Consider the following 26811-nt stretch of genomic DNA (forward strand, 5'->3'; position numbering starts at 1 on the left):
GAGAAAAGTGATTTTTAAAGGCCCGTCAGGCTTTTGGCATCAGTCTTCACTTTATCATTCACAACTTGAACACCGTTTTTCCATACAGCCTTAACGTGGTTAACCCCAAATAAATATTGCAATTCCTGATAGTTTTCAACATTCCATAAAACGACATCCGCTTGTTTTCCCACTTCAAGCGAACCTACCTTTTCTTGTCTGTTGATTGCACAAGCAGCATTGTATGTTGCCGCCGTAAGCGCTTCAGCAGGGGTCAGCCGCATCGAGATGCAAGCCAGGTTCATGACAAGTGGCATGGAAGTCGTCGGCGAGGATCCGGGATTGCAATCGGTCGAAATGGCAACAGCTACACCTTCATCAACCATTCGGCGTCCTGGGGCCGCATCTTCTCTTAAATACAAAGCTGTGGCTGGAAGCAAGCAGGCAATGGTTCCTGACTTAGCCATGGCCTGAATTCCCTCTTCGGAAGCCTTTAATAAATGCTCAGCTGATATAGCCCCTATTTTGGCAGCTAGTTCCGCTCCCCCGTATGGCTCAATTTCATCAGCATGAATTTTAGGGATCAAGCCGTACTTTTTCCCCGCCTTTAAAATCCGCTCTGATTGTTCAGGGGTAAAAACCCCTTTTTCACAAAACACATCATTGAATTCAGCAAGCTTTTCTTCAGAAACGATTGGAAGCATATCATTAATCAGATGATCGACAAATTCATCCTCACGGCCTTTATAATCCTTTGGAACCGCATGGGCTCCCATAAAAGTAGGTACTAGATCAATCGGATGCTCTTCCTGTAACTTCTTCATCACCCGCAACTGCTTCAATTCGGTTTCCAAATTCATTCCATAACCGCTTTTACCTTCTACAGTAGTCACGCCATGAGATAGAAACGAATCAAGGCGGCGTATGGTTTGTTTCATCAACTCTTCTTCACTTGCTTCCCTTGTCATGCGGGTGGTTGCATGAATGCCCCCACCTGCGTTCATGATGTCCATATATGTTGCACCTTCTAGACGCATTTCGAATTCACGCTCACGGCTTCCGCCATATACTACATGCGTATGGGGATCTACAAGCCCTGGTGTCACCAAATGGCCAGTAGCATCGAAAACTTCAGCTTCATGCAATCTATCAGCATAGAGTTTTTCCAATTCCTTGGTTGTACCGACAGCTTGAATCAACCCAGATTCGATCCATATACTTCCATCCTCTATCAAACCAAGCTCCGACATTGCCTCTTTGGAACGCGGTCCTTTCCTTTCAGAGGTAAGGGTAGCAAGTTGAGCGGCATGTTTTATCCAAATTGGCTTTGTCATTGTTTATCAATTCCTTTATCAAGCATCGGGATATTAATACCTCTTTCACGGGCTGTTTCCTCTGCAAGTTCATATCCTGCATCAACATGTCGCACTACGCCCATCCCAGGGTCCGTTGTCAGCACTCGCTCAATCCTGGCTGCTGCTTCTTCGGTGCCGTCAGCCAAAATGACCACGCCAGCATGCATGGAATATCCCATTCCTACGCCACCGCCATGATGTACGGATACCCAAGTTGCGCCGCCCACTGCATTCACCATTGCATTTAAGATCGGCCAGTCAGCCACTACATCCGATCCATCCTTCATGGCTTCCGTTTCACGATTTGGCGAAGCGACAGAGCCTGAATCCAAATGGTCACGTCCAATTACTATCGGTGCTTTCAATTCACCGCTGGCAACCATATCATTAAGGATTTTACCAAAACGTGCGCGCTCCCCATAACCAAGCCAGCAAATGCGGGAAGGCAGACCTTGGAACTGAATTTTTTCTTGAGCCATTCTAATCCAGTTACATAAATGTTCATTATCCGCGAATTCGCGTAAAATGGCTTGGTCTGTTTTATAAATATCTTCAGGATCACCAGATAAAGCAACCCAGCGGAATGGACCTTTTCCTTCACAAAATTGTGGACGGATATACGCTGGAACGAAGCCAGGGAAGTCAAAAGCATTCTCTACGCCTTCATCTTTCGCAACTTGACGGATGTTATTGCCATAATCGAACGTCACGGCTCCTTTTTCCATCATTTCAAGCATCGCGCTAACATGTTTGGCCATTGAAGCTTTAGAGAGTTTAATATACTCTTCTGGATTCGCATTTCGTAATTCTGCCGCCTCCGCCATTGACAAACCTGAAGGTGTATATCCATTTAGCGGATCATGGGCGGAAGTCTGATCGGTCAAGACATCCGGAATGAAGTTCCTTGCAATCATTTCTGGAAGAATATCTGAAGCGTTCCCAATCAAACCAATCGATAATGCTTTTCCTGCAAGTTTAGCTTCTTTGGCTAAACGAATAGCTTCATCCAAAGAATCCGTTTTCACATCGGTATAACGAGTCTCGATCCTCCGGTCAATTCTTGTCTCATCAACATCGATTCCGATACAGACTCCACCGTTCATGGTAACTGCCAGTGGCTGTGCCCCACCCATGCCGCCTAAACCTGCCGTAAGAGTGATTGTACCTTTTAACGAATTATTGAAATGCTGTTTTGCAAGCTCGGCAAATGTCTCGTATGTACCCTGTACGATTCCTTGAGAGCCAATATATATCCAGCTGCCAGCCGTCATTTGCCCATACATCATCAAGCCCTTTTTATCAAGTTCATGGAATGTTTCCCAGTTCGCATACGCCGGGACGATATTTGAATTGGCAATCAGGACACGGGGTGCATCGGTATGCGTTTTAAAAATTGCCACCGGTTTCCCTGATTGGACCAGTAAAGTTTCATCATTTTCAAGCTCTTTTAGTGATTTGACGATTGCATCAAAGCATTCCCAGTTACGTGCTGCTTTCCCAATCCCTCCGTATACAACCAAATCTTCAGGACGTTCAGCGACTTCAGGATCCAAATTATTCATCAGCATTCTAAGCACTGCCTCTTGTTGCCAGCCTTTCGTATGCAAATCAGTACCTCTATAACGTATAACCTTGTTTGTAATCGTATTCATTTTCACTTTCCCCCTTGGTTTGTTATATTTTCATTCTATAAGAAAAATTCAGAATAATTCATTATAATTTAATGATAATTTTATAATTTATTTACACTTTTTGCAGTTTTCCTTATTTTTTTATGAATAATTTCATGAATTACATTGTTATGAAATAAATAAAAAAAGGACGATTCATTTATTGAATCGTCCTTTTTTATAAACCAGACCGAAATGCTGATGGTGTACAAGCTTCAAGCAATTTGAATTTTGCATTGAAATAAGTTTGATGTGAATAGCCGGCCAATTGTGAGATTTCCTCCAATGATAAATCCGTTTCCTTTAATAAACGTTTAGCTTCCCTAATTCGAACTTGATGCAGCGTATTTCGAAAAGACTCGCCGGATTCAGCCGCAAAACGACGGCTGAGCGTGCTTTTATTGATACGCAGAGTCTCTGCACAGCTCGCTAGATTCCACTGGGCGTCCCAATAGTTGGACTCGATCAGCTCTCTTGCCTTTTCACTAATTGTGCGTGCCCCTTCCTGTAATTGTCCATGATCCTGCAGAAGCATATGGGTCGTGAACGCATGCAGCTCTTTTACTATTTGATGAATGACGGGTTTATGTACAATTTGCTGAAATACATCATAGTATATTGCTTCTATAGAGGCAGTTTGCAAGTTGTATGATTTCATATGCCTACGAATCTGCGCGAGGACGCTTGTAAGGCGGATACGAACGATTTCCGGGTCGGGGTATGGTCGTTCAAAGGTAAGAAATTCACGTTCAATCCAGTTCCTGATGGCTTTCGCATCCCGTCGTTCGAGCATTTCTATCCAAAGTCTTTGTTCAAGAGGCGTGAGGAATGGATCCATCTCTTGGGGCGAAGTTTGCTGACTTTCGGCTAAAATGATATCATATCCATCGAAAAAGATTTGCCTCGTAAATTCACGTGTTTGCTGATACATCCTTTTTAAAGACTCATCTGAAGATGCCGCTTTTATAATGATGGCAAGGGGCTCTTCCATTCTTTCTTTCCAGTGGGCAAGAAACGCTTGGTACTCTTCCTTATAAACTTCAACTTCCTTTGTTTCCTGGACACATAAAATAAAATCCGATAAAGCGAAGATTTGATTCTTCCCAGTAAAAGAATAGCGTTGCAGTTCATCATAAACTAAAGGAAGGGTCTTGTTATCTGGTGTCAAAAAAGCGACCATGGTTATTCGACTTTCATGCCTCCGGTCCGTCAAGAAGAAATCAGGATACCCAATATCCAGAGCATTCCCATCATCCAGGGTGTTTGACGAGAGAAGATTTGGACCATTTCTTAATTGAAAACGCAATTGTTGGATATGTTTTACCAAATCCGCCGAAGAAAAAGGACGGAATAATACATCTTCAGCACGGAAACGTAAGGCTCGATAAGCCGTTTGAAAAATTCGCTCAGATGAAATGCCTAACCATCGAATTCCCCTTCGCTTTAACGAAACACCCATCGCCTCACTTTCATCCGTCCAAATATCCATATCCAAAATAACGAATTCCGGTTGCTGATTGCGGATGCCCTTTTCAAATTCTTCAATCGTTTTCCATAGGATCAGTCTAACTCCCGTTAGGTGGGACTCGACTATCCAACGAATTCCTTGAGCCTCAATCTCATCTTTTGCCACCAAATGAATTTCCACATCATCACCTCATTTCCGCTGATCGTCCTGTAATGAAAATAAATATATGAAGGCACAACTTGAAGAGAAAAGGAATGCCCGGTCTTTTCGAATGCGCTTGCATCTCATCTCCATTCTAATCCCGCCGAAAACAACAAACAAGTCTTATTGGGCAGAACCTGCGATTAAGATTAAATTTTTGATATGCTCAACCGTTATTTTTATCTACTCGCAAAGTAGCCATATGAAAATATAAAAAGAAACATCATAGGAACTTTGTGATTTCCAATGATGTTTCTTTTTTAGTCACTTTTCATCTTCAATACATTCAGAACCTTTATAATCGATTAATATTGACTTCAACTTCTTTTACGATGTTTTCCGCTGAAGCATCTGTCAATTTTAATGATAATAGAGTGATGACTCCTATTACAAGTAAACCAGATAAAATAAACATACCTTGAGTAAATGCAACAGTTCCGAGAATCATCGGTCCTACAAAACCGCCTAAAGCCGCAAATGAATTGACAATGGCTATTCCAACTGGTGCAGTGGACTCAGTGAAGAAAAAAGTCATATAGGCAAAGAAACATCCACTGAACCCGTATAACCCGAAAGAGGTAATCGTTAACATCAGCACCATCGTAAAAACACTATCTGAAAAGCCGCACCCGATAAATCCGACAACTGATATCATGAGGCAAACGAGCAAGTGTGATTTATGTGCATTGGTCCGATCTGAATTCCAGCCCACAAACATAATGGCAGGTATGCCTACTAACGATGGAATCATCGCTAACCAGCCTATTTCTAAATTGGTTGTTGCATTTTCCGATAAAGATTTAATGATGGTTGGCATCCAGAATGACAATCCATAGATAGATGTGTACCCCGTGAAATAAAATAGGGCCAGCTTCCAAATTTTTGCATCTTTCAACATAGCAAGCTTTGTGACTTTATTTATTTTCGAGCTAACTTTTCTTTCCGCACTTAATTCCCCTTCCAACCAATCACTTTCTTCCTTAGATAACCATTTAGCGTTAGTCGGTCTATTAGTTAAATAGAAAACAACCACAACACCGATAATAATGGCCGGAATGCCTTCAAGGATGAACATCCATCTCCAGCCGGCCATACCGAACCAGGAAATATTGTCAAGAATCCATGTCGAAACAGGTGCACCAATCAATCCGCCAATCGGTAAGGCTAAAAGCAGGGCCGCTGTTGCCCGTCCCCTCTCGCGGGCCCTGAACCAATAAGTTAAATACAAAATTATACCGGGAAAAAACCCAGCTTCGGCAACACCTAATAAAAAACGGAGAATATATAAATGCATCGTTGTTTGCGCAAAACCTGTTAATATTACCACGAGTCCCCACGAAATCATTATGCGGGCAATCCATATCCTAGCTCCCACTTTATGCATGATCATGTTGCTAGGAACTTCAAAGAAGAAATAGCCTATAAAAAAAATGCCGGAAAGCAATCCAAAAACTTCAGCGGATAAGGCTAATTCTGCATTCATTTGTAAAGCAGCATAGCCTAAATTGACCCTGTCCAAGTAAGCAATGATATAAAGGAGCAAGATAAATGGAAGAATGCGTTTCATCGTTTTACTGATCGTTCTTTTCTCTATCACACCACTGGAATGATTCATGATTATTTCCTCCTTTTTCATGCTACTATTTCCCAAAAAATAATCCACTTTTCCTACTTCCCGATACTATGGTTCATTCCTAGGTCTTTAAGTTAATCCCACTCCCCCCTCCATTTACATATACTGCATCCTTTTCACCTAATTCTTCTACTTGAAAAACCTCCTAATTTAAACTGAACTAACCTTCCCCATACTTGATCCTAAAAATTTGTAAACGCTTTCTAAAAATGCAAAATGCAATTAAGAAAGCGTTGTGATTATTGATGATCTACGTTAGATTGAATAGATCACCTATCATTTAACTAGACTGTAGTCTGATATTAAACCATACAGGAATATTCTGTCAATTATCATTTGGGGGTTTTTTTATGATTGAGCCTAGAAAGAAACAGCTTAGGGGAGAAAAGACTCGTGAAAAAATATTAAAAACATCTTTAAAGCTATTTAGCGAAAAAGGTTATGATAAAGTTACCGTTGACGAAATCGTGAAAAAAAGCGGCACATCAAAAGGGTCATTTTACCAACACTTTTCAGCGAAATCGGATATTTTTTTAGTGAGATTCATAGAAGTCGATGATTACTATCGTGAAGTCTTCCGTTCGTTCCCTGTCGATATGGACGCTACTGAGAAATTATTCATTTTCATACGCAAATTGATGCGGTTTCTGGAAGAAGAAATGGGCAAAGATTTAATGAAAGTGATTTACAGTTCCGCTTTAGATTCAAAAGAACATACTTACTTTTTAAATTCAAATCGCTCACTCTTCCTAATTATTCGTTCATTAATTGAAGAGGCGAAAGAACAAAACGACATTGGCACTGACCAATCAGTTAACGACATTTCACAACTTATCACCCAAAGCCTGATGGGAATCATCTATCATTGGGGATTAAACAACTCAGAACAAAGCTTGGAATCACTATCCATACCGCTAACCAAAACAATCATTAACGGGCTGAAAACTAAGAACTAATACATAAATCAAAAGATTCATTTTCATAAATCTGACATTTTTCAATATAAACCCCAATCTCACTGAATGGTCAGGGGTAACTCCATTAACCTATAAAGTTCATACTTTATCATTATTTTCAAATGAGTGTCAGACATATTAAACGAGGAGTCGAAAGCCAGATATCATGAAACGATTTTTATTCATCATCCTATATGCACTATTATTTGGATTATCGCTGCAGGCTTTTAATTTCAAGCTTGACCACCCTATTGCCAAAGATATCAGCCGGCTGATGCCTGTTAAAATGAAAACGATTAAAGCGGAAGATAGTGAAGAAGAAATCAAAAAGGTCGTTTTGGATGCCGAAAAAAACGATGATCCCATTTCCATTGCCGGAATGCAGCATAGCCAAGGAGGGCAGACATTATATCCAAATGGGATCCTGCTCGATATGAAGCACTATGATAAAATACTTGAATTGGATGTAAAAGAAAAACGCATTACGGTCCAAAGCGGAGCAACCTGGGCTGCTCTCCAAGAATATATCAACCCATATGGACTTGCTCTGAAGGTCAGTCAATCTCAAAACATTTTTACCATCGGCGGTTCTTTGAGCGTTAATGTCCATGGCCGCGATATCCGTCATCATGCCTTGATAGAAACCGTGGAATCTTTTAGATTGCTTAACGCAAAAGGACAAATCCTAACAGTGAGCCGCCAAGAAAATTCGGAGCTCTTCCATTCGGTTATTGGCGGATATGGTTTGTTTGGCGTAATACTCGATGTAACACTCCACCTTACCGATGACGAACTTTATAACATTAAAACTAAATCACTCCATTATGATGAATATACTTCGTACTTTAAAAGAGAAGTTCTCCAAAACGATGATGTTAAAATGCATCTTGCAAGAATATCGGTTGCTCCTGGCTCCTATTTGGATGAAATGTATGTAACGGATTATTATAAGGCAAATGACCAAACACAGCTAGCTGACTATAATACTCTCAAACGGGAAACGATCATTGCCGTGCCTAAATTCTTTCTTGGCCTCTCACGTTTTAATGACTGGGGTAAAAAAAGGTTTTGGGAAACTCAAAAAACCTACACGGCCAATATTGATGGCAACTTGGTTTCGAGGAATAATGTGATGCGGTCGGACTCAGCCTTTATGGATTACAGCAATCCGACCAAAACTGAAGTGCTGCAAGAATACTTCATTCCGATTGATCAATTTGCTGATTATATCGATGATTTAAGAAATACCTTATCTGATGAGAAAGATTTTAATTTATTAAATATTACAATTCGTTATGTGGAACATAATGATGAATCACTCATGTCCTATGCCAAGGATGATATGTTCGCTCTTGTGATGCTCATCAATCAAGGGACAGATAACGATAGTAAGGAAAATACGGGAAGGGTCATCCGTAATATGATAGATGTGACGCTTGACCATAACGGCAGCTACTATTTGCCCTATTATGGGTATCCAACCAAGACACAATTATTTGAAGCGTATCCGCACACTGAGGAATTCTTTCGATTAAAGAAGAAGTACGATCCTGATAATCGCTTTTTGAATCTTTTCTATGAGGAGTACCATCCATGAATTATAAACGGTTTGTTTTTTACCAAGGCACTGTTGGAATGGCTGCGAGCATGATTTTCCCTTTTTATATTTTGCTAATCAAAAATGTAGGCACCAGTTATTCGCAATTCGGGTGGGCATACGGAATATTCTCACTTACTGCAGCACTTAGCTATCCTTTAATCGGAAAATTCACTGACAAATCCGGTGACAAAGCATTTCTCCTTATCTATTCATGGGGGATGGCACTAATCCTTCTTGCCTTTCCCCTCGCCTATGAAATTTGGCATGTCTATCTCCTGCAAATCATTATGGGGGTACTTGGGGCAATACAAAAAAACACTGAAAAAACGGTACTTGCAAGATATGTTACGAAGAAAACAGCTGGTGAGGAAATTGGAAACTACCATGTTTGGACATCCATCGGTGCTGCAGCTGCGGTGATTGCAACCGGATATTTAGTCGACTTTTTAACAATCGGCAGCATCTTTTACATTGCCTCCTTAATGTTTGCCTGGAGTGGATTCATTATAATGAAGATGGAAAAAATCACACCACTGCCGTTGGGTGAATGAATGTAAAAACACGCCATCCTTCTTTTGCAAAGACAGGTAACAGCAAAGCAACAGGCTCTCTTAACTAAAAGATTGCCTATTGCTTTGTTTTTTTATAGTTTGGCCAGCCTTTGTGAATTCTCCTGCTTTTATGGAAAAAGACTTGGAAAATGATTTTAATATAGGAATATCTTAAAAATATATTAAGGGGTTAAAGCCCTAGTGAATATGGTGACACTCTCTTTGATAAAATCATCCAGTGATATGCTTGAAAAATCAGCACTGGATTGTATATCGTTCATATAAGCACCAAAATGCATCATCATAAATGATACGGCTTGCAATTCCGGATTTGCCGCAATAACTTTTCCTTTCTCTGACATAACCCTTAAATAGTCGGATAAGATCTTCATTAATTGTTGAGGATGCTTTTGCATTTTTTCGTGTAAACCTGGCAAATTAACTTGCTCTTTCATTCCAATTTGGATCAGTTTTCGGTTATGATTCATGATTTCATGATACTTTCGACTGATCAGAAGCAAGTCTTGAGACAAATCAAAAACGAGTTTCCCCTCAAAAAGGCTTCTCATCTCTTCGGCATAATGAAATCGGTCAAATGCGGTTTCAAGAAGATTTTGTTTGCTGCCGAAATGGCGAAATAGCGTCTTTTCGCTTAAACCTGCCGCATCAGCTATTTCCTGCGTGGATACACCATTGTATCCTCTTTCTGCCATAAGTTCTATAGCAGCGATCATAATTTTATCAGAAGTGTCTTGTTTTCTATTACCATTCATTTATATAACCTCTATCATTAATCATATGTCAGTATTGACTGTCACAAATATATAATATGGCATTTTCGTTGTCAAGATATCCCCAAAGAAAAAAGAGCCATTGGGAATTGGCTCTCTGTAGACTAATTAGCAACTCACTCATTTATAAAATTTTATACGATCTTCTAGTGGTTTGAATTCTTTATCACCTGGTTGAGCTGTTGGATTTCCAAATGGCATTTGTGCAATCAATTTCCAATTAATTGGAACATCCCATTCTTTTTTCACTTCATCATCAATTAGAGGATTATAATGCTGTAAAGTTGCTCCCAATCCTTCTGCTTCAAGTGCAGTCCAAACAACTAATTGATGCATCCCTGATGTTTGTTGTGACCAGATAGGGAAATTGTCGGCATACGTTGCAAATTGTTCTTGAAGTGATTTTACAACAGATTCATCTTCAAAGAATAATATTGACCCATATCCCGCTTTGAAGGAATCCATTTTTTGTTGAGTGCCAGAGAAATCTCCCTCACCAACCGCTTCCCTTAAAGCCTGCGTCGTAATATCCCATAATTTATCATGTGCCGATCCAGTTAAAACAACAAGGCGGGAAGATTGGGAATTAAAAGCCGATGGTGTGTGTTTTACCGCAAATTCAACTATTTCTTTAATTTTCTCATCTGATACTCCGACCTCTTTATTGATTCCATAAAATGAACGTCTCTCTTTAATGGCCGTGTAAAAATCTTTTGTCATAAGTCATTCCTCCAGAGCATTTTTTCTATTTCAAATGATTATTTCATTTTTTATTTTCTACCTGTTTTAGTATGGGCAACAACCAATATATCATTCGCATTTATTCTTTAATGAATTCTTTGGTGCTTCTTACTGTATCAATGGGACGGACCAACTTTTCGATTTGCTCCCTTTTTGGTTCCAAGAACGGTGGTAAAGATAACTTTTCCCCAAGCGTTTCATACGGTTCATCCCCCATAAATCCAGGACCATCCGTGGCAAACTCGAATAAAATTTGCGGCGCCACTCGTACGTAAAGCGACTCAAAAAAGTGACGATCAACATACCCGGACGTATGAAATTGGAAGCTTTCCATTCGTTTGATCCATTCTTCCAGAACGGAACGGTCTTCAACACGGAAGGCTGTATGGTGAACAGTCCCAAATCCCTGCCGTGCCTGAGGAAGGATCGAATTATGCTCGACGATCACTTGTGCACCATTACCACCTTCTCCTACTTCAAATAGGTGAAATGATCCTTCCTTGGCTATTTCTTTGAATAACAGGACTTTTTCCATCATTTCTTTAAAGTAATCGAAGTTGGCGATGCGAATGAAAATTGGTCCTAACCCTGTTATAGCGTATTCCAGAGGAACCGGTCCTTTTTGCCAAGGGATCCCAGCTGCAACCCCTGTATTATTTTCATCTGAGATCAATTGATATTGCTGATCATCAAAATCCACAAATGAAATGATCTTTTTGCCAAATTGTTCTTGGATTCCTGTATTCCTTACTTCTAAACGGTCGAAGCGCTTAACCCAATACTCCAATGCCGCATCATTCGGTACACGGAAGGACGTTTTAGAGATCTCATTAGTCCCATGCACTCCTTTAGGAATTCCAGGAAAATCGAAGAAAGTCATGTCAGTACCCGCACCGCCAACATCGTCGGCAAAAAACAGGTGATACGTTTGGATATCATCTTGGTTAACCGTTTTCTTGACTAAACGCATGCCTAATATATTTGTGAAAAATTCATAATTTTTTTCAGCACTGCTTGTTATGGCCGTTACGTGGTGTATACCTTTTAATCCATTCATCAATTATTCCTCCCATTAAAACAATTCAATTTTTGGATGTTAGCTTTTTCATTACCCCCTATATTTTTCCTTCATAAAGAATGACTATTCATTAAAGGGGTATTATAAGAATTTACATGTTTTTATCTTGAATTAATATATCTTAACTTAAAGATAATTTATCACGAATGCCATTCCCTGTCAACAACAATATCTCAAATCAATATATCTCAAATTCAAAATATTTTCTAGAAAAACTCTGTCAATTCTCATTTTAGTTCTAAATATCTTTTAAAAAAATTATGGAAACAGAATATCCATTCAAAAGGAAATGCCATTCTGAATTTGGGTTATGTATCAATAGTTATAAGTCGCGGCAAAGACGATCGATCACTTGAATTGAATCAGGATTTTAATACGAAAGCCCCCCAGGTAAAGACAAAACCTTTACGTGAGGGCTATTTCATTTTGGTTCCTTATTTTACATGACGCAATTCCCCTTGTTTTCCGGATGAAGAGTTAGCACCATCTTTTTCTTTTGACTTCTTTGAAGAAAGATAAACCCCTGCGAAAATAATCAGCAGGCCAATAATTACATGAGGATTAATCGCTTCTCCAAGCAGGACATAGCCCCAAACCATAGCGCTTGCAGGTATAAGGTATGTAACCGATGCGGCTAACTCTGGGCTGCCATTTTTATTGATGTAGAAATAGATCAGCTGGCCGAGCCCAGAGCCAAAGCATCCAAGACCGATTATGGAGAAAATCGTTAGCGGGTCCATCAACATCACTGGCTTAATCGGCGCTGTTAGTAGCATCCCGATCAAACCGATAAAGGCACCCGTGAGCAGAGTAAACGTAGTAATGACCAATATGCTGGTACTGGAAAGAAATCTTTTCGTATATTGGCCGGCAAAACCATAACAGATGGATGCAAGCAGCATTGTCCCTATCCCGATGAATTCCTTGCCGAAAAGCTGACCGACTTGAAAATCCATCAATACTAGAATTCCGAAAAAACCGATAAGAATGCCCATCCATTGTCGGGCGGTTAAAACATAGGAAAAAATGATAAATCCGATGATTCCCGTCCAGATCGGAGTGGTGGCATTAAGAATCGATGCCGTGCTGCTGTTAATCTCTGTTTCACTTAAAGCTATTAATCCCCATGCTAATCCGCAATTGAAGATTCCGACAACTGCCAGTGCTTTCCATGGTAATTTCCAGTTAATTCCACTGCGCTTCCACCATAAAATGGGAAGCAGAACAGCAGCACCCGCCAAACAGCGGAGAAACACAATCCCCCAAATGCCCGCTGGCGGGAGCAGCCACTTCATGAAAACAAACGATAAACCCCATATCAAACTAAGACCGATTAAAGCCCCGTATAATCGAAGCATGATGTTCCCCCTCCCTACTTTCTTATTATGACAAACATTGTTATTGATTTCCTATATATAAGATGAACTTAAAAATTTTTCTGACGCATTTGGTAATAGAATAAACAAAACCTTATAAAGGCAGGATAAAACAAATCAAATGAATGATTTGGTTAAGCCATGTCTTCAACTGATGCTTTCTACTTATTTCAAAAGAATAAGTTGAAGGTCATACAATCAGTGCAATTGCCAAAACGATTAAACGAACTGTACCAAACATACGCATCTATCATAAAAAATGTACCATTTCTGCATATTTACAGATTTCAACTTAATCTGTTCGTACTTTTTTGACAAGTTCACGGACATCCTTGGCGATTTCCTTTATTGGTTTTTCTTCGGCACGATTAATCACGGGAACAAACAAGCACCCCCCTAGATGAGGGATGCTTTGTTTGTTCCATTTTAAGAATTGTTTAATAGGCAGCCAGGTCCCGCAGTGCCTTTTCCACTTTTTCTGGATTCACCATGAATGATTTCTCTAATGATGGTGAATATGGCATTGCAGGAACATCCGGGCCAGCGAGTCTCATGATTGGGGCATCGAGATCGAAGAGGCAGTTTTCTGCAATGATCGCCGATACTTCACTAATGATGCTTCCTTCCTTATTATCTTCAGTAATCAATAGGACTTTTCCTGTTTTAGATGCAGCTTCCATAATGGCTTCTTGATCTAATGGATAAACGGTTCGTAAATCAAGTATATGAACGGATATGCCATCACTGGCCAGCTTTTCAGCTGCCTGAAGCGCAAAATGAACACAAAGTCCGTAAGTAATCACTGTAACGTCCTCGCCTTCACGTTTTACATCCGCTTTACCAATGGGTAAAACATAATCATCATTCGGCACTTCTTCTTTAATTAGGCGATAGGCTCGTTTATGTTCAAAGAAGAGGACCGGGTCATCATCACGAATGGCTGCTTTCAATAGCCCTTTCACGTCATAGGGTGTAGAGGGCATGACAATTTTAAGTCCCGGTTGATTGGCAAAAATGGCTTCAACGGATTGCGAATGGTATAACGCCCCATGTACGCCCCCACCGTATGGAGCTCTGATGACGATAGGGCAATGCCAGTCATTATTGGAGCGATAACGGATTTTTGCAGCTTCTGAAATGATTTGGTTGATTGCAGGCATGATAAAATCAGCGAATTGCATTTCCGCAATCGGCCTCATTCCATACATGGCCGCGCCGATGCCGACTCCTGCGATTGCGGATTCTGCAAGCGGGGTATCAATGACACGCTGTTTCCCGAATTGTTCGTATAATCCTGAAGTCGCTTTAAAAACGCCGCCTTTTATCCCTACGTCCTCACCTAAAACAAATACACGCGAATCACGTTCCATTTCTTCCCGTATCGCCATTATCACCGCATCTATATAAGATATCACTGCCATTTTCTTTCCTCCTTACCTTTCTGCGTAAACGTATTTTGAAAGCGTATCTTCATTCGCAAATGGAGCATTTTCTGCATAATCCGTCGCTTCGTTCACAACTTCCATTATTTCCTCGTTCATTTTTTTCTCCATTTGATCATCCATGATTCCCACTGCTTTTAAATAGGCACCAAAAGTAATGATCGAATCATTTTTTTTTGCCTCCGATACTTCATCAGGCGACCTGTATTGACTATCATCATCATCGCTTGAGTGTGGTGTAAGCCTGTATGAAACCGTTTCGATTAAGCTTGGGCCTTCACCACGCCTTCCTCTCTCAGCCGCTTCTTTCACCACACGGTATACTTCGATTGGATCATTTCCATCAACCGTCACCCCTGGCATGCCGTAACCAATGGCGCGGTCCGAAACTTTCTTGCAAGCCAATTGCTTTTCTATCGGGATCGAAATGGCATACTGATTATTCTCGCACATCAAGATGACCGGAAGTTTATGTACACCTGCAAAATTCGCTCCTTCATGGAAATCACCTTGGTTTGATGAACCCTCTCCGAATGTAACGAATGAAACAATATCTTTTCCTTCCATTTTTGCTGCGAGCGCAATCCCCACTGCATGTGGCACCTGAGTGGTAACTGGCGAAGATCCCGTCACGATCCGATTCTTTTTTTGCCCAAAATGCCCAGGCATTTGACGCCCGCCTGAATTTGGATCTTCCGCTTTGGCAAAACTGGATAACATCAGATCCCTGGCGGTCATCCCAAACGCAAGCACCACTCCTAGATCCCGATAATAAGGAAGGACATAATCCTTTTCACGATTCAATGCAAACGCTGCACCTACTTGCGCGGCTTCTTGCCCTTGACAAGAAACCACGAATGGGATTTTTCCAGATCTGTTCAACAGCCACATCCGTTCATCCATCCGTCTTGCCAACAACATTATTCTAAACATCTCAAGCACCTGCTCATCACTCAGACCTGCCTGTAGATGACGATTTTCAACCATATGTCATCACCCCTCCTAATAATTAATACTTTTCTCTGTTAAGACCAGATTATTGCCCACATGCTGGCACGTAAATAAAAATGGGCTCTTTATTTACTAATCTCTCTTTTTAATTGTTTGTCTCGCAAACTTAAATTCTGTTATGTATCTAAGGAAGAAAAAACTCTATTATGTCATACATGCTTGCCATTTAAGATCCGTACATCCTCAAAAGCGTTATCATCTAGTATTATTACCTGGTACTAACTGAATGCAATATTATCCTAACACTTTTCCTCTCACATTTTCAAGTTAATTTCACTTTGTCTGGGTTGTTTTCACGCGAAAGCTTTCCTGACTTGAAAACTACATATATGCACCAAAGACTAAACACTGAGGTGTTGAAGTTATTTTTTTGTTGACTAAGCGGATATATAGCTGTAAATTAAAATGATTCATAAAATTAAATGTTCGTAATGGAACAGTTCAAAACAGAAAGAATGGTGAAGCTGGGTGGAGAATGAAAAGCAACTAATGCGTTCCGTACAACTATTGCGTTCATTTTGGAACGTGCAGAAAAATATAATGAGGTTTGTTCAAAAGACTGCCGCAGAAAATGGATTAACAGTTCCTCAATATTCCATTTTGATGACTATTACCCTTTACAAAGAGACCACTCAAAAAAATGTCGGAGAGAAAACATTTCTTCCAAAAAGCACCTTGAGCCAAGCAGTCGATGGACTCGTTCGCGCAGGCATGCTCCATCGTGAGCATGTGGAGGGCAATCGGCGTGAGATTCAGTTGTCAATAACAGATCAGGGGAGAGATTTATTAAAAACGATTCATTTTCACGAAGGAAGCATTCACCAAGTCTTTCAAGCGGCCATCGAAATGCTTACTGAAGAACAGTTTGAAGAGTTGCTAGAAAGGCATCTTCAAATTACAAACTTTTTAGATGCACAAGCTACCGAACAGGGAGAGTGTACAAAATGATAAAAATACTGAAAAATTTATCCGTTTATAAGTGGATTATTTCAGCAGTTATCGGTCTAGTTTTTATTCAGTCCATGTCCGACCTGTTTCTGCCTACACTAATGGCCGATATTATTGACAAAGGCGTCGTTCGAGGAGACACTCCTTATATTTGGAAAATCGGTGGTTTGATGCTGTTGGTTTCCGCACTTGGAGCTTTTGCATCCATAATCGCAAGCTACTATTCGTCCAAAGCGGCAATGGGTATGGGACGCGATCTCCGCCTGAGAGTCTTTAATCATGTTGAAAAATTTTCGTTACAAGAATTTGATGAAGTCGGTACGGCCTCATTGATTACACGGACGACCAATGATATAACACAAGTCCAGCAAGTGGTTATCATGATGCTTCGTATGGTTATCAGTGCGCCTATCATGTTAATCGGCGGAGTGATCATGGCTGTATCCATGGATGCAAAATTATCCCTTGTCATTGTTGTGACAATGCCTTTATTGATTGGGTCGATCTTACTTATTCTATATAAAGGTGTGCCTCTCTTTCAAACGGTGCAAAAACGATTAGACCGGTTGAACCTTGTATTACGAGAAAATTTAACTGGTATTCGCGTCATTCGTGCCTTCAATCGTGAAACACAAGAGAAAGAACGACTTAAGAAAGCGAATAAAGAATTGACTGATGTCTCGATCAAAGTCAATAAAATCATGGCCTTCATGATGCCTGTAATGATGCTTGTAATGAATTTGACGGTTGTTGGTATCATTTGGTTTGGTGGAGTTCGTATTGATAACGGCGGTATGCAAATCGGGGACTTAATGGCATTTATCCAATATGTTATGCAAATTATGTTCGCTCTCGTTATGGCATCCATGATGTTCGTTATGGTTCCACGAGCGGCCGTGTCGGCAACAAGGATAAACGAAGTCCTTGACATGAAACCTTCATTCCTAGATGAGGGAACAGAAAAGGCAGATCGTGAACACGGTACACTTGAATTCGAACATGTGACGTTCAGTTACCCGGGAGCAGAAGAACATGCATTATCGGATATTAGTTTTTCTGCAAGTCCTGGTGAAATCACAGCAATAATCGGAGGAACAGGTTCAGGGAAAACGACGCTCGTCAATTTGATCCCTCGCTTCTATGATATTTCAAGTGGAACGATTCGCGTCAATGGTGTTGATATTCGTAAGTCATCACAAGCTGAAGTTCGCTCAAGAATTGGCTTTGTACCACAAAAGGCCTTCCTCTTTACAGGTACAATCGCTGAAAACATTCGCTTTGGAAAACAAACAGCCACACAAGATGAAGTTGAGCATGCGGCCCGGATCGCGCAAGCTGAGGATTTTATCAGCAAAATGAAAGACGGCTATGAGGCAGAAATCGATCAAGGCGGTTCTAACCTATCAGGAGGGCAAAAACAACGGCTTTCGATTGCACGGGCACTCATTCGGAAACCCGATATTTATATATTCGACGATAGTTTTTCTGCACTTGACTTCAAGACGGATGCCAACCTTCGCGCAGCCCTGAAAGATGAAACGAAAAATTCGACGGTATTACTTGTTGCACAGCGTGTCAGTACGGTTGTGGACGCTGACCGAATCATTGTGTTAGACGAAGGCAAAATTGTAGGTATGGGAACACACCAAGAGTTGCTTAGTACAAATGACATTTACCGTGAAATCGCCTTATCACAGCTCACAGAGGAGGAAATTGCATGAGTAATCAAAAAAGACCTCAAGGCGGCGGTCAGGTTGGGCATGGTCCTGGTGGCGGTAACATGATGATGATGGGTCAAAAAGCAAAAGATTTTAAAGGAACACTAAAACGACTATTGACCTATTTAAAACCTCGGCGCAACAAATTGATTGCCGTGTTCTTCGCTGCAATCATGAGTACGATTTTTATGATTGTAGGACCAAAGATCATGGGAAATGCAATTACAGAATTATTCGAAGGAGCTTACGGAAAACTCCAGGGTATACCAGGAGCAGCTATTAACTTTGATAAAATTGGCCAGATCCTTCTACTCCTTGCCGGACTTTATGCTTTAAGCAGCCTTTTCAACTATGTACAGCAATACATTATGTCAAGTGTTGCACAAGACACGGTATATGATCTTCGAGAAGATGTGAACGACAAGCTCGAGAAACTTCCACTCAAATATTTTGAAGGACGTCCAAACGGAGAAACACTTAGCCGAATGACAAATGATATTGATACAATCGGGAGCACCCTTCAGCAAAGCTTAACGCAGTTCATCACATCAATTGTAACGATTTTAGGGATTATCATCATGATGCTTTCGATAAGCCCGTTATTGACATTAATCTCGATAGTCAGCTTACCTTTGTCAATATTTGCAATCCGGCCTATTTTAAAAAGATCACAAAAATATTTTGCAGATCAACAGCGTAAGCTCGGACAATTAAATGGGCACATTGAAGAGATGTATACCGGCCATCAGGTCGTTAAAGCATTCGGACATGAAAAAAAGGCGAGTGACCAATTTACTGAGGTTAATGAAGAACTGTATAAAGCGGGAAGCAAAGCCCAGTTTATATCGGGGATCATCATGCCGATAATGTTCTTTATCGGAAATTTAAGCTATGTCCTCATCAGCGTTGTCGGCGGAATATTGGTAACGCAACGTTCGATTTCAATTGGTGATATTCAAGCATTCATCACATATTCAAAGCAGTTCACCCAGCCAATTACACAAACGGCTAACATCGCTAACATTATTCAGTCGACGGTTGCAGCCGCTGAGCGTGTTTTTGAACTACTTGATGAAGAAGAGGAAATGAAAGAACAAACAACAGCTAATATAAAAAGGGCAAAAGGTGCTGTCTCTTTTGAACATGTGGACTTTGGATATGGGGAAGAAATGTTAATTGAAGATATGAACATCGATGTCTTGCCTGGACAGACGGTCGCAATTGTTGGACCGACTGGTGCTGGAAAAACGACCATGATAAATCTTTTGATGAGATTTTATGAACTCAATGGCGGAAAGATTAATATTGATGGTCTTGATACACGGAATATGTCACGGAATGATCTTCGAATGAATTTTGGTATGGTACTACAAGATACCTGGCTCTTTAATGGTACGATTAAAGAAAATATCGCTTATGGCAAAGATGGAGCAACTGATGAAGAAATTTTTGCAGCTGCTCGAACGGCACATGCCGACCATTTCATTCGGACACTGCCAGATGGTTATGAGACAATCTTAAACGAAGAAGCTTCGAACATCTCGCAAGGCCAAAAGCAGCTTTTGACAATCGCCCGAGCTGTTCTAGCAGATCCATCAATCATGATATTGGATGAAGCGACGTCTAGTGTGGACACTCGGACAGAAGTTTTTATCCAAAAGGCCATGAACCGACTGATGGAAGGACGAACTAGCTTTGTCATTGCCCATCGTCTCTCAACAATTAAAGATGCAGATTTGATTCTTGTTATGGATCAAGGAAAAGTGATAGAGAAGGGAACGCATTCAGACCTTTTAAGGGAGAATGGTTTCTATGCAGAGCTATACAATAGTCAGTTCACTGAAAATGTAGCGGGATAATAAGAAAGAGGCTCAATTTCCAATAGAAATTGAGCCTCTCTTTATAAAATTCTTTTCCAATACCTTTCCAATCATGAATCTGTAATAACTTATAAGCTGTATCAATATCCCCTTTTATTGCCCTTTTTCACAAATTCCCAATCTACCTCAATATTTTTTCTGACCCTTTGAAGAAGAAGAAGCATCATTTCCGTTTCTTCCGAAGAAAATCCCGATAATGCAACCTTGTCGGTATACTCTCCTTCTTTTTTCAAAAAGGGATAGACCTTATCACCTTTATCAGTTGCATATAACTTTTTAATTTTTCTGTTTTCCTCATCATTTTTCTTTTCAATAAAACCTTGAATTTCAAGTTTTTTAATGGCCCGAGCTGCTGTCGTCCGGTCAACCTTAATCATTTCTGCTAACTTTTCCTGAATGATTCCTGGATTTTCACATATTCGAACAAGATACAAATATTGCCCTTTTGTTAGGTCAAATTCTTTAAATTCGATATTACTTATAGAGTCCAATGCCCTTGCTATCATTCCAATTTCACGGAGTATTTCCTTCATTCAAAAAGCCCCTGACTTTATTGTTGTATTTACAACAAAAATTATTTCGTATATACTATAAAAAAGTTATACATATATTATGACTTGTCTTACTGAATAAATCTAGAAAAGGGATGAAGATCATTGGATTCAAAGAGAATAACTACAGAAAGTGATTTAAAAGCAGCCTTTCAAATCAGAAAAGAAGTATTTGTCGAGGAACAAGGCTTCCCTTTAGAAAGTGAATTTGATGAATACGATACACTTAATGCTTTATCTGAACACATATTAGTCTATTATAATGAAAAACCAGTCGGAACTGGCAGGTTAAGAGTTGTTGATGGTTTAGGTAAATTGGAGAGAATTTGCATCTTAGAGCCTTACCGTAAATTTGGTCTTGGAAAAATAATCATTAACACGTTGGAAGAAATCGCAAAGAAAAAGGAAATATCCCAGGTTAAATTACATGGGCAAACACAGGCAGAGGGTTTTTACAAAAAACTCGGCTATCATACTTCATCCGATGTCTTTATGGAAGATGGCGGCCCACATCTTTTAATGATAAAAAGAATTAATGAATGAAAAGTGTGCTAAATGAGAGTATAACAAACTGGAATGGAATACACTCTATATTTAAAAAACATTCATTATCTTTTCTTCTTGGTTTTGACAATCACTTTCAGCGGACCAATAGATACTGGAACTTTATTAACCGTCTGTTTAGGAAGCCAGATTCTTAATTACTTCATAATATAAATGGGCAGTTTATATAAGAAACCAGTCCATACGTAAATAAATATCAAGATAAAAACCAATCTTATAGAATGGTTTCAGACTGTAGACAAACTCGATGAAAATGGATTTTTTTAGGGGATTGTATAATTTAAACGTTGATTGGAACGTAGGGCACTCGCTTTCCGCGGGCGGTCCGGGAGCCTCCTCGGCGTCTTTGCGCCTGCGAGGTCTCCCCTGAACGCGCTTTGCACGTAGCGATTCATTAGATTTTCATTAGTCTCAAATAAAAATAGAAACGATCAAACCAATAAATTCGGTTTCCGTCGGCGATAATATCTCCACCATTGGGTAGCATTAAGAATAAGCACGAACAAAAAGAAGAAGCCGTATATAACACGAAATGTTATATACGGCTTTTTCTTTATTACATAACGGGTGATTTCTCATGAACAAGCGGATGAAGGGCCTGAGTTTCATCAATGTAAACAAAAGCATCATATCTATCTGACATTACAGAAGGTACATAGTTTCCGTATTGTTCATATTCCGGTCGATAAACAACCCCGATAGCCCGATGTCCAATTTTCTCTTGGAATAGCTGACGATTTTCATCGGTGAAGATGAGCAACTTATCATACGCGCCTGAAAGGTGCATAGCCTCCTCCCAACTTCCATTCATAGCCGGAGGTACTGTTTTTATTTCAAAATCCCTGCCCCATTCATCTGCTGCAATAACAGTTCCCCTATAGGTCCCGAAACCAGTGATAAATACATCTTCAGTTGGGTTTTGTTCACGAATGACCTGGCCGACGTTAATCATCCCCGAATCTCTCATATCTGTAGCGCTAGCATCGCCAACATGGGTATTATGTTCCCATACAATCGCCTTGCCTTTTGAACCGTAAAAATCCATAATTTCATTAAGTGCATCCACCATATGCATATCTCGAATATTCCACGATTTATCATCATGAACCACCATCGTCCTGTAATAATTTTCTGCATTATACGCTACCAACGCATTCACTTGAAGGTTCAAATTCAATTCTTCATGATGAGGGTATTTTTCTTTTTTTCGTTGAATAGTCGTCAGTAATTTAGCAACCTCCTCTATACAGTTCTCTGAAAAAATGCCTGCTGAAACTGCGTACTCCTCATTATTCCGATTGAATGGCTCAAAACATGTGAACGCCTGTCTGGCAGCCTCGAGGTCAGGTGAATCAATTTGTTTTAAGTAATGGATGACTTCATCCATGGATTCCCAAAGACTATAGATATCTATCCCATAAAATCCAACTTTCGTTTGATTTTGTCCGGACTCATTGTATTCTTTCATCCATTCAATCAGGTCGATCATTTCCTCGTTTGCCCACATCCAGGTCGGCCAGCGGTTAAAACTTTTAAGCACATCCCTTGCCGATTTAGTCACTAGGTCATAGCCTTTAACATACCTATTGATTGCCTGGCATGCGGGCCAATCGCCTTCAACGGCTACAAAGGTGAACCCTTTTTCTTGAATCAGTTTTTTTGTTATTTCAACTCGTGCCGTATAAAACTCGGATGTTCCATGTGATGCCTCACCCAGCAAAACGAATTTGGAATTATTGACTTGTTGAACTAGCTTATCCCAATCTGCTTCACTTGTAAGCATGACTGATTGTTCGATTATTGACTGAACCAGATTATGATGCACTGTTTTTCCTCCTTGTTCTCTTACGAACATTATCGTTTGTACTCAGCATTGTAAGAATTCGAACCTGCGTGTACGGACAGTAAAGTATCGGCGTATCCCACTAGACGATTTATAAGTTCATCACAAATAGAGTAAACCAGCTGAAAGTTTTCCACCTCAAATAAAACAGGGTCATCCAGAATAACCGTCGTGTTAATGAACATATCTTTGTTTCCATATAGATTGTAGTGAACGATAGCCTTGCCAGCGGCTCCTCCAGTATCTGGATCATTATAGCCGGGAATGAAAACAAACCATTCTTCAGCAGTAGCAGACCTGAAGTTTTTTGTGAAAGACATTCGCTCTGTTATCGCCATGATCTTTTTTAACTCTTCCGGATTCATATCCTTGATCTTGTTCATCCCATTGCCACCTTAACACCTGTTAATAATCTTCCGTTTTATATTTTCCTTAAGTGACCCATCCTATAAATATTATTATTAAATGGTGACCTTCCCAGAAAAAAGCAATCCAGAAACCCTAGGTCGGATATTAAGCATGCACTGGACACGACACAGCAAAAAGTATCATTATGTTTCATTTGGCAGGCTATTATTAAATGCCGATAATCATGGAACTGCTGCATATAAAAATTATTATTGGGGTATCAAAAGAGGGAAGATAAAAAACTGGATTGGGTTGGACTGGTCTGGAGCCGAGTGGAGGAGTTGCTCATGGAAAAGATGAATCGGGGAATTTTAACGGCGCTGTCGGCAATCGGCATTGCGCAAGGGCTAAAAATTTTAACGCATTATAAACTGACGGGAAAGTGGGACTTGAAGCAGGCTTTCACAACGGGCGGAATGCCTAGTTCGCACTCTGCCGGTGTAGCCGCACTGGCATCCTATGTGGCAGCGAATAAAGGCTGGCTGCATACGGAAACAGCGCTTGCGACAGTGTTTGGCGTGATTGTGATGTATGATGCTCAGGGGATTCGGCGCCATACAGGCGAAATTGCTAAGCTTGTGAATGACCTTGAAGATAATATGGCGAAATTTTCGGGAGAGTTTCCGAGCTTTGAATTTGTGGAGCGTGAGAAGGAATTGAATGAACTCCTCGGACATCAGCCTGTGGAAGTGGGAGCAGGTGCGTTGCTTGGAGTGGCACTTGGGCTTATCTCGGCTAAAATGGAGGATGGCAAGCCCTCCAAAAACAAACGGCTGAAAATATTGGGCAAGCCTAAATATTCTAGATCTTGAAGTAACATATATAATTTGATCATAACAATAGATTATATTAAAACATGCCTATGTTATAACTCTCCATTAAAGCAGGATCATTGTATATACTGGTATGTTTAAAATAACCTAAGCCTCTCTGCTTCTTAGAAAGGCTTAGGTTATTTCATGTCCCCCAAAATCAATTCTTCCGGGACATTTTCATTGCGAATGAGTACATGTCCGATCGGAATAGTCCTTTGTAATACTCTACTAAATTACCATCAGAATCAAAAATCATTCGTTCTGTAATCAACAAGCACATCGTTTCCGCTATACCTAAATGTTCTGCATCTTCTTTTGTTGGAAAGCCGCAGGTTATGATTTGTTCCGCTTCACAAAAGTCAATGTTTAGATCACCTTCGAGTGCATCATACAATACGGTTGTACTTAAATCGAATTTCGTCAATTTTTTTCCTAGGTCCAAAGAATAATAATGCAATTCTATGGCTATTGGGACATCCCCCTGCAACCGCAGCCTTTTAATATGGTAAGACTCATCTTCGAACCCATTTGCATCAGCAATATTTTCAGGTGTCATTACGCGGCCATGATCTAGTAATTTAATGCCCATGCTTTTAGTGGTTTCAGTGAAACTTATCATCTTAAGCCATTCTTGTACAGGTTTAAGGGAAACGAACGTTCCCTTCCCATGCCTCTTCTCCAATATTCCCTCACGAACCAGGATGGATACGGCTTCCCGTACAGTACTCCTGCTGACTGAATACATATCCATGAGTTCCCTTTCACTAGGGATTTTATCTTTATAATAGCCTTCCAAAATCTGATTTTCCAATATGGTTTTCAATTGAGCATGTAAAGGGATTGGATTTTTAAAGTCTAACTCCATAAAATTTCCTCCAAACAGAAAAGACATCGTAATGTTCGTATCAGTTCTTTTATTGTAAACCAAGTAGTTATAATATTCAAACATGTCAACACTTAATTTTTTCCTTAAATTAGGCTTTCCTCATATTTGCAATCCTGCATTTCCAAAAACGTTTTCTTCGAATGAATAAAAAAAACCTGAATAGATTAATATATTCAGGGCTTATCCAAATGCATTATTCATCACATTTTCAGGCATATCTAACTGGGACAACAATGGAAAGCTTACATATTAAACGATAAAGTACGAGATGATGGAAAGCAGCAAAGAGGTAATGGTCATGGCTAAAAGAGGACGCATGGCTTTTGTACGCAGTGCCTGCAGGCTTACATTCAGTCCAAGACCAATCATGGCCATTGTCAATATAAATGTAGTCGTTTTCGAAATGCCATCCATTACGAGAGGAGACACCGTGATATACGTTCCAAACACATAGCTTCCAATTAGACTCATGATTATAAAACCAACGAGGAACCATGGAAAATCAATTTTGGCATCATGACCCATTTTCCCGGACGTGCGTTTTTTCATCCAATACATAAAAATGAAACATAATGGGATAAGTAAAAAGACACGCCCCAATTTTGCGAGTAGTGCAATCGCTAGCGCATCTTCACCAGCCGGTGCTCCTGCCAATGCAACATGGGCGATTTCATGAAGGCTGATCCCAGACCAGATTCCATAGTCCAAATCAGAAAGCGGAAGGATCGGACGTAAAAGGGTATATATAATCGAGAAAAGTGTTCCCATTAAAGCGATTATCCCAACGCCTATGGCTGTATCCTCTTCCTTCGCTTTCACGATTGGAGATATGGCCGCGATGGCTGCTGCTCCGCATATCCCGGTTCCTACAGCAAGAAGAAGGGAAATGGAAGCGTCTGCCTTTATCCACTTTGCAATCAGGACCATCACTACTATGGCAAATGTTACTGTTCCTATGTCACGTACCAACAATGGCAGTCCTTGATTGAAAATCACATCGATATTTAATTTCAACCCGTATAAAATAATGGCAAAACGCAAAAGTTTTTTTGCGGAAAATTCAATTCCCGTCCGGAACTTTTCTGGATATCCCGCAATTTGACGATACATCACGGCAATGATGATCGAGCATGCAAGAGGGCCGATTCGATTGAATCCCGAAATCTTGGACAGCCCCAAGCCTAAGAGGGCAATAAAAAAGGTGAAAGCGATACCGCTCAGCCACAAAAGTACCTTATTTTGAAGCGGTTTTTGCTGCACCTGAGGTATTTCTTCCAGTGGCTCATATTTTTCTAATTCCATACATTCCTTCCCCCTTTCCAGACAACTTAAGCCCAAACTACGTA

General features: G+C 40.3%; 24 protein-coding genes and 1 pseudogene. 9 read left to right on the plus strand and 16 right to left on the minus strand.

The window, feature by feature from the left end:
- Positions 1-14 precede the first annotated feature (14 nt).
- The 4 genes from hutI to MPH60_RS11765 form a co-directional block, all read right to left on the minus strand.
- A complete protein-coding gene (gene hutI, locus MPH60_RS11750) occupies positions 15-1313 on the minus strand; it encodes an imidazolonepropionase (RefSeq protein ID WP_241588851.1) in 1299 nt (432 codons plus the stop codon).
- On the minus strand, positions 1310-2986 hold the full coding sequence (gene hutU, locus MPH60_RS11755) for a urocanate hydratase (RefSeq protein ID WP_241588852.1): 1677 nt from the start codon (positions 2984-2986) through the stop codon (positions 1310-1312). The genes hutI and hutU overlap by 4 nt, the downstream gene beginning before the upstream one ends.
- 196 nt (positions 2987-3182) lie before the next feature.
- Positions 3183-4652: a helix-turn-helix transcriptional regulator gene (locus MPH60_RS11760; protein ID WP_241588853.1), complete on the minus strand. Its 1470-nt coding sequence runs from the start codon at positions 4650-4652 to the stop codon at positions 3183-3185.
- Between the two features lie 316 nt (positions 4653-4968).
- Positions 4969-6288, minus strand: a complete 1320-nt coding sequence (locus MPH60_RS11765) for an MFS transporter (RefSeq protein WP_241588854.1) — start codon at positions 6286-6288, stop codon at positions 4969-4971.
- A gap of 368 nt (positions 6289-6656) precedes the next feature.
- Between MPH60_RS11765 and MPH60_RS11770 the strand changes: the two genes are divergently transcribed.
- The 3 genes from MPH60_RS11770 to MPH60_RS11780 all read left to right on the plus strand — a co-directional run bounded on the left by MPH60_RS11770 (position 6657) and on the right by MPH60_RS11780 (position 9413).
- Positions 6657-7262 carry a TetR/AcrR family transcriptional regulator gene (locus MPH60_RS11770; protein WP_241588855.1) on the plus strand — a complete coding sequence of 202 codons (606 nt, stop codon included), beginning with the start codon at positions 6657-6659 and terminating at the stop codon, positions 7260-7262.
- Between the two features lie 166 nt (positions 7263-7428).
- Positions 7429-8859: an FAD-binding oxidoreductase gene (locus MPH60_RS11775; protein ID WP_241588856.1), complete on the plus strand. Its 1431-nt coding sequence runs from the start codon at positions 7429-7431 to the stop codon at positions 8857-8859.
- Positions 8856-9413 (plus strand): MFS transporter, encoded by a 558-nt coding sequence (locus MPH60_RS11780; protein ID WP_241588857.1) that lies wholly within the window; start codon positions 8856-8858, stop codon positions 9411-9413. Before MPH60_RS11775 ends, MPH60_RS11780 begins: the two co-directional genes overlap by 4 nt.
- A 182-nt stretch (positions 9414-9595) precedes the next feature.
- Here MPH60_RS11780 and MPH60_RS11785 read toward each other — a convergent pair whose 3' ends face one another.
- The 7 genes from MPH60_RS11785 to MPH60_RS11815 all read right to left on the minus strand — a co-directional run bounded on the left by MPH60_RS11785 (position 9596) and on the right by MPH60_RS11815 (position 15828).
- Positions 9596-10186 (minus strand): TetR/AcrR family transcriptional regulator, encoded by a 591-nt coding sequence (locus MPH60_RS11785; protein WP_241588858.1) that lies wholly within the window; start codon positions 10184-10186, stop codon positions 9596-9598.
- Positions 10187-10324: 138 nt separating this feature from the next.
- Positions 10325-10924 carry a nitroreductase family protein gene (locus tag MPH60_RS11790; protein WP_241588859.1) on the minus strand — a complete coding sequence of 200 codons (600 nt, stop codon included), beginning with the start codon at positions 10922-10924 and terminating at the stop codon, positions 10325-10327.
- A 100-nt stretch (positions 10925-11024) separates the two neighbouring features.
- Positions 11025-12002 carry a ring-cleaving dioxygenase gene (locus MPH60_RS11795; protein ID WP_241588860.1) on the minus strand — a complete coding sequence of 326 codons (978 nt, stop codon included), beginning with the start codon at positions 12000-12002 and terminating at the stop codon, positions 11025-11027.
- 455 nt (positions 12003-12457) lie between these two features.
- Positions 12458-13381: a DMT family transporter gene (locus tag MPH60_RS11800; protein WP_241588861.1), complete on the minus strand. Its 924-nt coding sequence runs from the start codon at positions 13379-13381 to the stop codon at positions 12458-12460.
- Between the two features lie 310 nt (positions 13382-13691).
- Entirely contained in the window at positions 13692-13787 is a 96-nt protein-coding gene (locus MPH60_RS11805) for a 2-oxo acid dehydrogenase subunit E2 (RefSeq protein WP_241588862.1), read from the minus strand.
- 49 nt (positions 13788-13836) lie between these two features.
- Positions 13837-14820, minus strand: a complete 984-nt coding sequence (locus MPH60_RS11810; protein ID WP_241588863.1) for an alpha-ketoacid dehydrogenase subunit beta — start codon at positions 14818-14820, stop codon at positions 13837-13839.
- Between the two features lie 12 nt (positions 14821-14832).
- Positions 14833-15828: a thiamine pyrophosphate-dependent dehydrogenase E1 component subunit alpha gene (locus tag MPH60_RS11815; RefSeq protein ID WP_241588864.1), complete on the minus strand. Its 996-nt coding sequence runs from the start codon at positions 15826-15828 to the stop codon at positions 14833-14835.
- Positions 15829-16320: 492 nt separating this feature from the next.
- On the opposite strand from MPH60_RS11815, the gene MPH60_RS11820 reads away from it, so the two are divergent.
- From MPH60_RS11820 to MPH60_RS11830, 3 genes are read left to right on the plus strand one after another with little or no spacing between them, the layout of a single operon-like run.
- Positions 16321-16800 carry a MarR family winged helix-turn-helix transcriptional regulator gene (locus MPH60_RS11820; RefSeq protein WP_241588865.1) on the plus strand — a complete coding sequence of 160 codons (480 nt, stop codon included), beginning with the start codon at positions 16321-16323 and terminating at the stop codon, positions 16798-16800.
- Positions 16797-18521: an ABC transporter ATP-binding protein gene (locus MPH60_RS11825; RefSeq protein ID WP_241588866.1), complete on the plus strand. Its 1725-nt coding sequence runs from the start codon at positions 16797-16799 to the stop codon at positions 18519-18521. Before MPH60_RS11820 ends, MPH60_RS11825 begins: the two co-directional genes overlap by 4 nt.
- On the plus strand, positions 18518-20377 hold the full coding sequence (locus MPH60_RS11830) for an ABC transporter ATP-binding protein (protein WP_241588867.1): 1860 nt from the start codon (positions 18518-18520) through the stop codon (positions 20375-20377). The genes MPH60_RS11825 and MPH60_RS11830 overlap by 4 nt, the downstream gene beginning before the upstream one ends.
- 101 nt (positions 20378-20478) lie before the next feature.
- On the opposite strand, the gene MPH60_RS11835 is transcribed toward MPH60_RS11830, so the two are convergent.
- Positions 20479-20931 (minus strand): MarR family winged helix-turn-helix transcriptional regulator, encoded by a 453-nt coding sequence (locus MPH60_RS11835; protein WP_241588868.1) that lies wholly within the window; start codon positions 20929-20931, stop codon positions 20479-20481.
- Positions 20932-21054: 123 nt separating this feature from the next.
- Between MPH60_RS11835 and MPH60_RS11840 the strand changes: the two genes are divergently transcribed.
- Positions 21055-21492, plus strand: a complete 438-nt coding sequence (locus MPH60_RS11840) for a GNAT family N-acetyltransferase (RefSeq protein WP_241588869.1) — start codon at positions 21055-21057, stop codon at positions 21490-21492.
- A 66-nt stretch (positions 21493-21558) separates the two neighbouring features.
- Positions 21559-21666, plus strand: a pseudogene (locus tag MPH60_RS11845) (YitT family protein); the annotation flags it as partial.
- A 403-nt stretch (positions 21667-22069) separates the two neighbouring features.
- On the opposite strand, the gene MPH60_RS11850 reads toward MPH60_RS11845, so the two are convergent.
- Entirely contained in the window at positions 22070-23338 is a 1269-nt protein-coding gene (locus tag MPH60_RS11850) for an erythromycin esterase family protein (RefSeq protein WP_241588870.1), read from the minus strand.
- Positions 23339-23367: 29 nt separating this feature from the next.
- Complete coding sequence (locus tag MPH60_RS11855; protein ID WP_405390602.1) at positions 23368-23721, minus strand: hypothetical protein; 354 nt, start codon at positions 23719-23721, stop codon at positions 23368-23370.
- A 330-nt stretch (positions 23722-24051) separates the two neighbouring features.
- Here MPH60_RS11855 and MPH60_RS11860 point away from each other — a divergent pair, with 330 nt between their 5' ends.
- On the plus strand, positions 24052-24576 hold the full coding sequence (locus MPH60_RS11860; RefSeq protein ID WP_241588872.1) for a divergent PAP2 family protein: 525 nt from the start codon (positions 24052-24054) through the stop codon (positions 24574-24576).
- A gap of 160 nt (positions 24577-24736) precedes the next feature.
- Here the strand turns inward: MPH60_RS11860 and MPH60_RS11865 are convergent, their stop codons facing one another.
- Both MPH60_RS11865 and MPH60_RS11870 read right to left on the minus strand, forming a co-directional pair.
- A complete protein-coding gene (locus tag MPH60_RS11865; protein WP_101221797.1) occupies positions 24737-25444 on the minus strand; it encodes a GntR family transcriptional regulator in 708 nt (235 codons plus the stop codon).
- 270 nt (positions 25445-25714) lie between these two features.
- Positions 25715-26767, minus strand: coding sequence for a YeiH family protein (locus tag MPH60_RS11870; RefSeq protein WP_241588873.1), 1053 nt, complete (start codon positions 26765-26767; stop codon positions 25715-25717).
- Positions 26768-26811: the final 44 nt, after the last annotated feature.

Origin of the sequence: Peribacillus sp. Aquil_B1 (assembly GCF_022603275.1) — a bacterium.
In the GTDB taxonomy this organism is placed as follows: Bacteria; Bacillota; Bacilli; order Bacillales; family DSM-1321; genus Peribacillus.

Bases quoted from the DNA above. Each gene is read 5' to 3' on its own strand.
- hutI (WP_241588851.1), bottom strand. From the start codon at position 1,313: ATGACAAAGCCAATTTGGATAAAACATGCCGCTCAACTTGCTACCCTT.
- hutU (WP_241588852.1), bottom strand. From the start codon at position 2,986: ATGAATACGATTACAAACAAGGTTATACGTTATAGAGGTACTGATTTG.
- MPH60_RS11765 (WP_241588854.1), bottom strand. From the start codon at position 6,288: ATGAATCATTCCAGTGGTGTGATAGAGAAAAGAACGATCAGTAAAACG.
- MPH60_RS11770 (WP_241588855.1), top strand. From the start codon at position 6,657: ATGATTGAGCCTAGAAAGAAACAGCTTAGGGGAGAAAAGACTCGTGAA.
- MPH60_RS11775 (WP_241588856.1), top strand. From the start codon at position 7,429: ATGAAACGATTTTTATTCATCATCCTATATGCACTATTATTTGGATTA.
- MPH60_RS11780 (WP_241588857.1), top strand. From the start codon at position 8,856: ATGAATTATAAACGGTTTGTTTTTTACCAAGGCACTGTTGGAATGGCT.
- MPH60_RS11785 (WP_241588858.1), bottom strand. From the start codon at position 10,186: ATGAATGGTAATAGAAAACAAGACACTTCTGATAAAATTATGATCGCT.
- MPH60_RS11790 (WP_241588859.1), bottom strand. From the start codon at position 10,924: ATGACAAAAGATTTTTACACGGCCATTAAAGAGAGACGTTCATTTTAT.
- MPH60_RS11795 (WP_241588860.1), bottom strand. From the start codon at position 12,002: ATGAATGGATTAAAAGGTATACACCACGTAACGGCCATAACAAGCAGT.
- MPH60_RS11800 (WP_241588861.1), bottom strand. From the start codon at position 13,381: ATGCTTCGATTATACGGGGCTTTAATCGGTCTTAGTTTGATATGGGGT.
- MPH60_RS11810 (WP_241588863.1), bottom strand. From the start codon at position 14,820: ATGGCAGTGATATCTTATATAGATGCGGTGATAATGGCGATACGGGAA.
- MPH60_RS11815 (WP_241588864.1), bottom strand. From the start codon at position 15,828: ATGGTTGAAAATCGTCATCTACAGGCAGGTCTGAGTGATGAGCAGGTG.
- MPH60_RS11825 (WP_241588866.1), top strand. From the start codon at position 16,797: ATGATAAAAATACTGAAAAATTTATCCGTTTATAAGTGGATTATTTCA.
- MPH60_RS11830 (WP_241588867.1), top strand. From the start codon at position 18,518: ATGAGTAATCAAAAAAGACCTCAAGGCGGCGGTCAGGTTGGGCATGGT.
- MPH60_RS11835 (WP_241588868.1), bottom strand. From the start codon at position 20,931: ATGAAGGAAATACTCCGTGAAATTGGAATGATAGCAAGGGCATTGGAC.
- MPH60_RS11855 (WP_405390602.1), bottom strand. From the start codon at position 23,721: ATGAATCCGGAAGAGTTAAAAAAGATCATGGCGATAACAGAGCGAATG.
- MPH60_RS11860 (WP_241588872.1), top strand. From the start codon at position 24,052: ATGGAAAAGATGAATCGGGGAATTTTAACGGCGCTGTCGGCAATCGGC.
- MPH60_RS11865 (WP_101221797.1), bottom strand. From the start codon at position 25,444: ATGGAGTTAGACTTTAAAAATCCAATCCCTTTACATGCTCAATTGAAA.
- MPH60_RS11870 (WP_241588873.1), bottom strand. From the start codon at position 26,767: ATGGAATTAGAAAAATATGAGCCACTGGAAGAAATACCTCAGGTGCAG.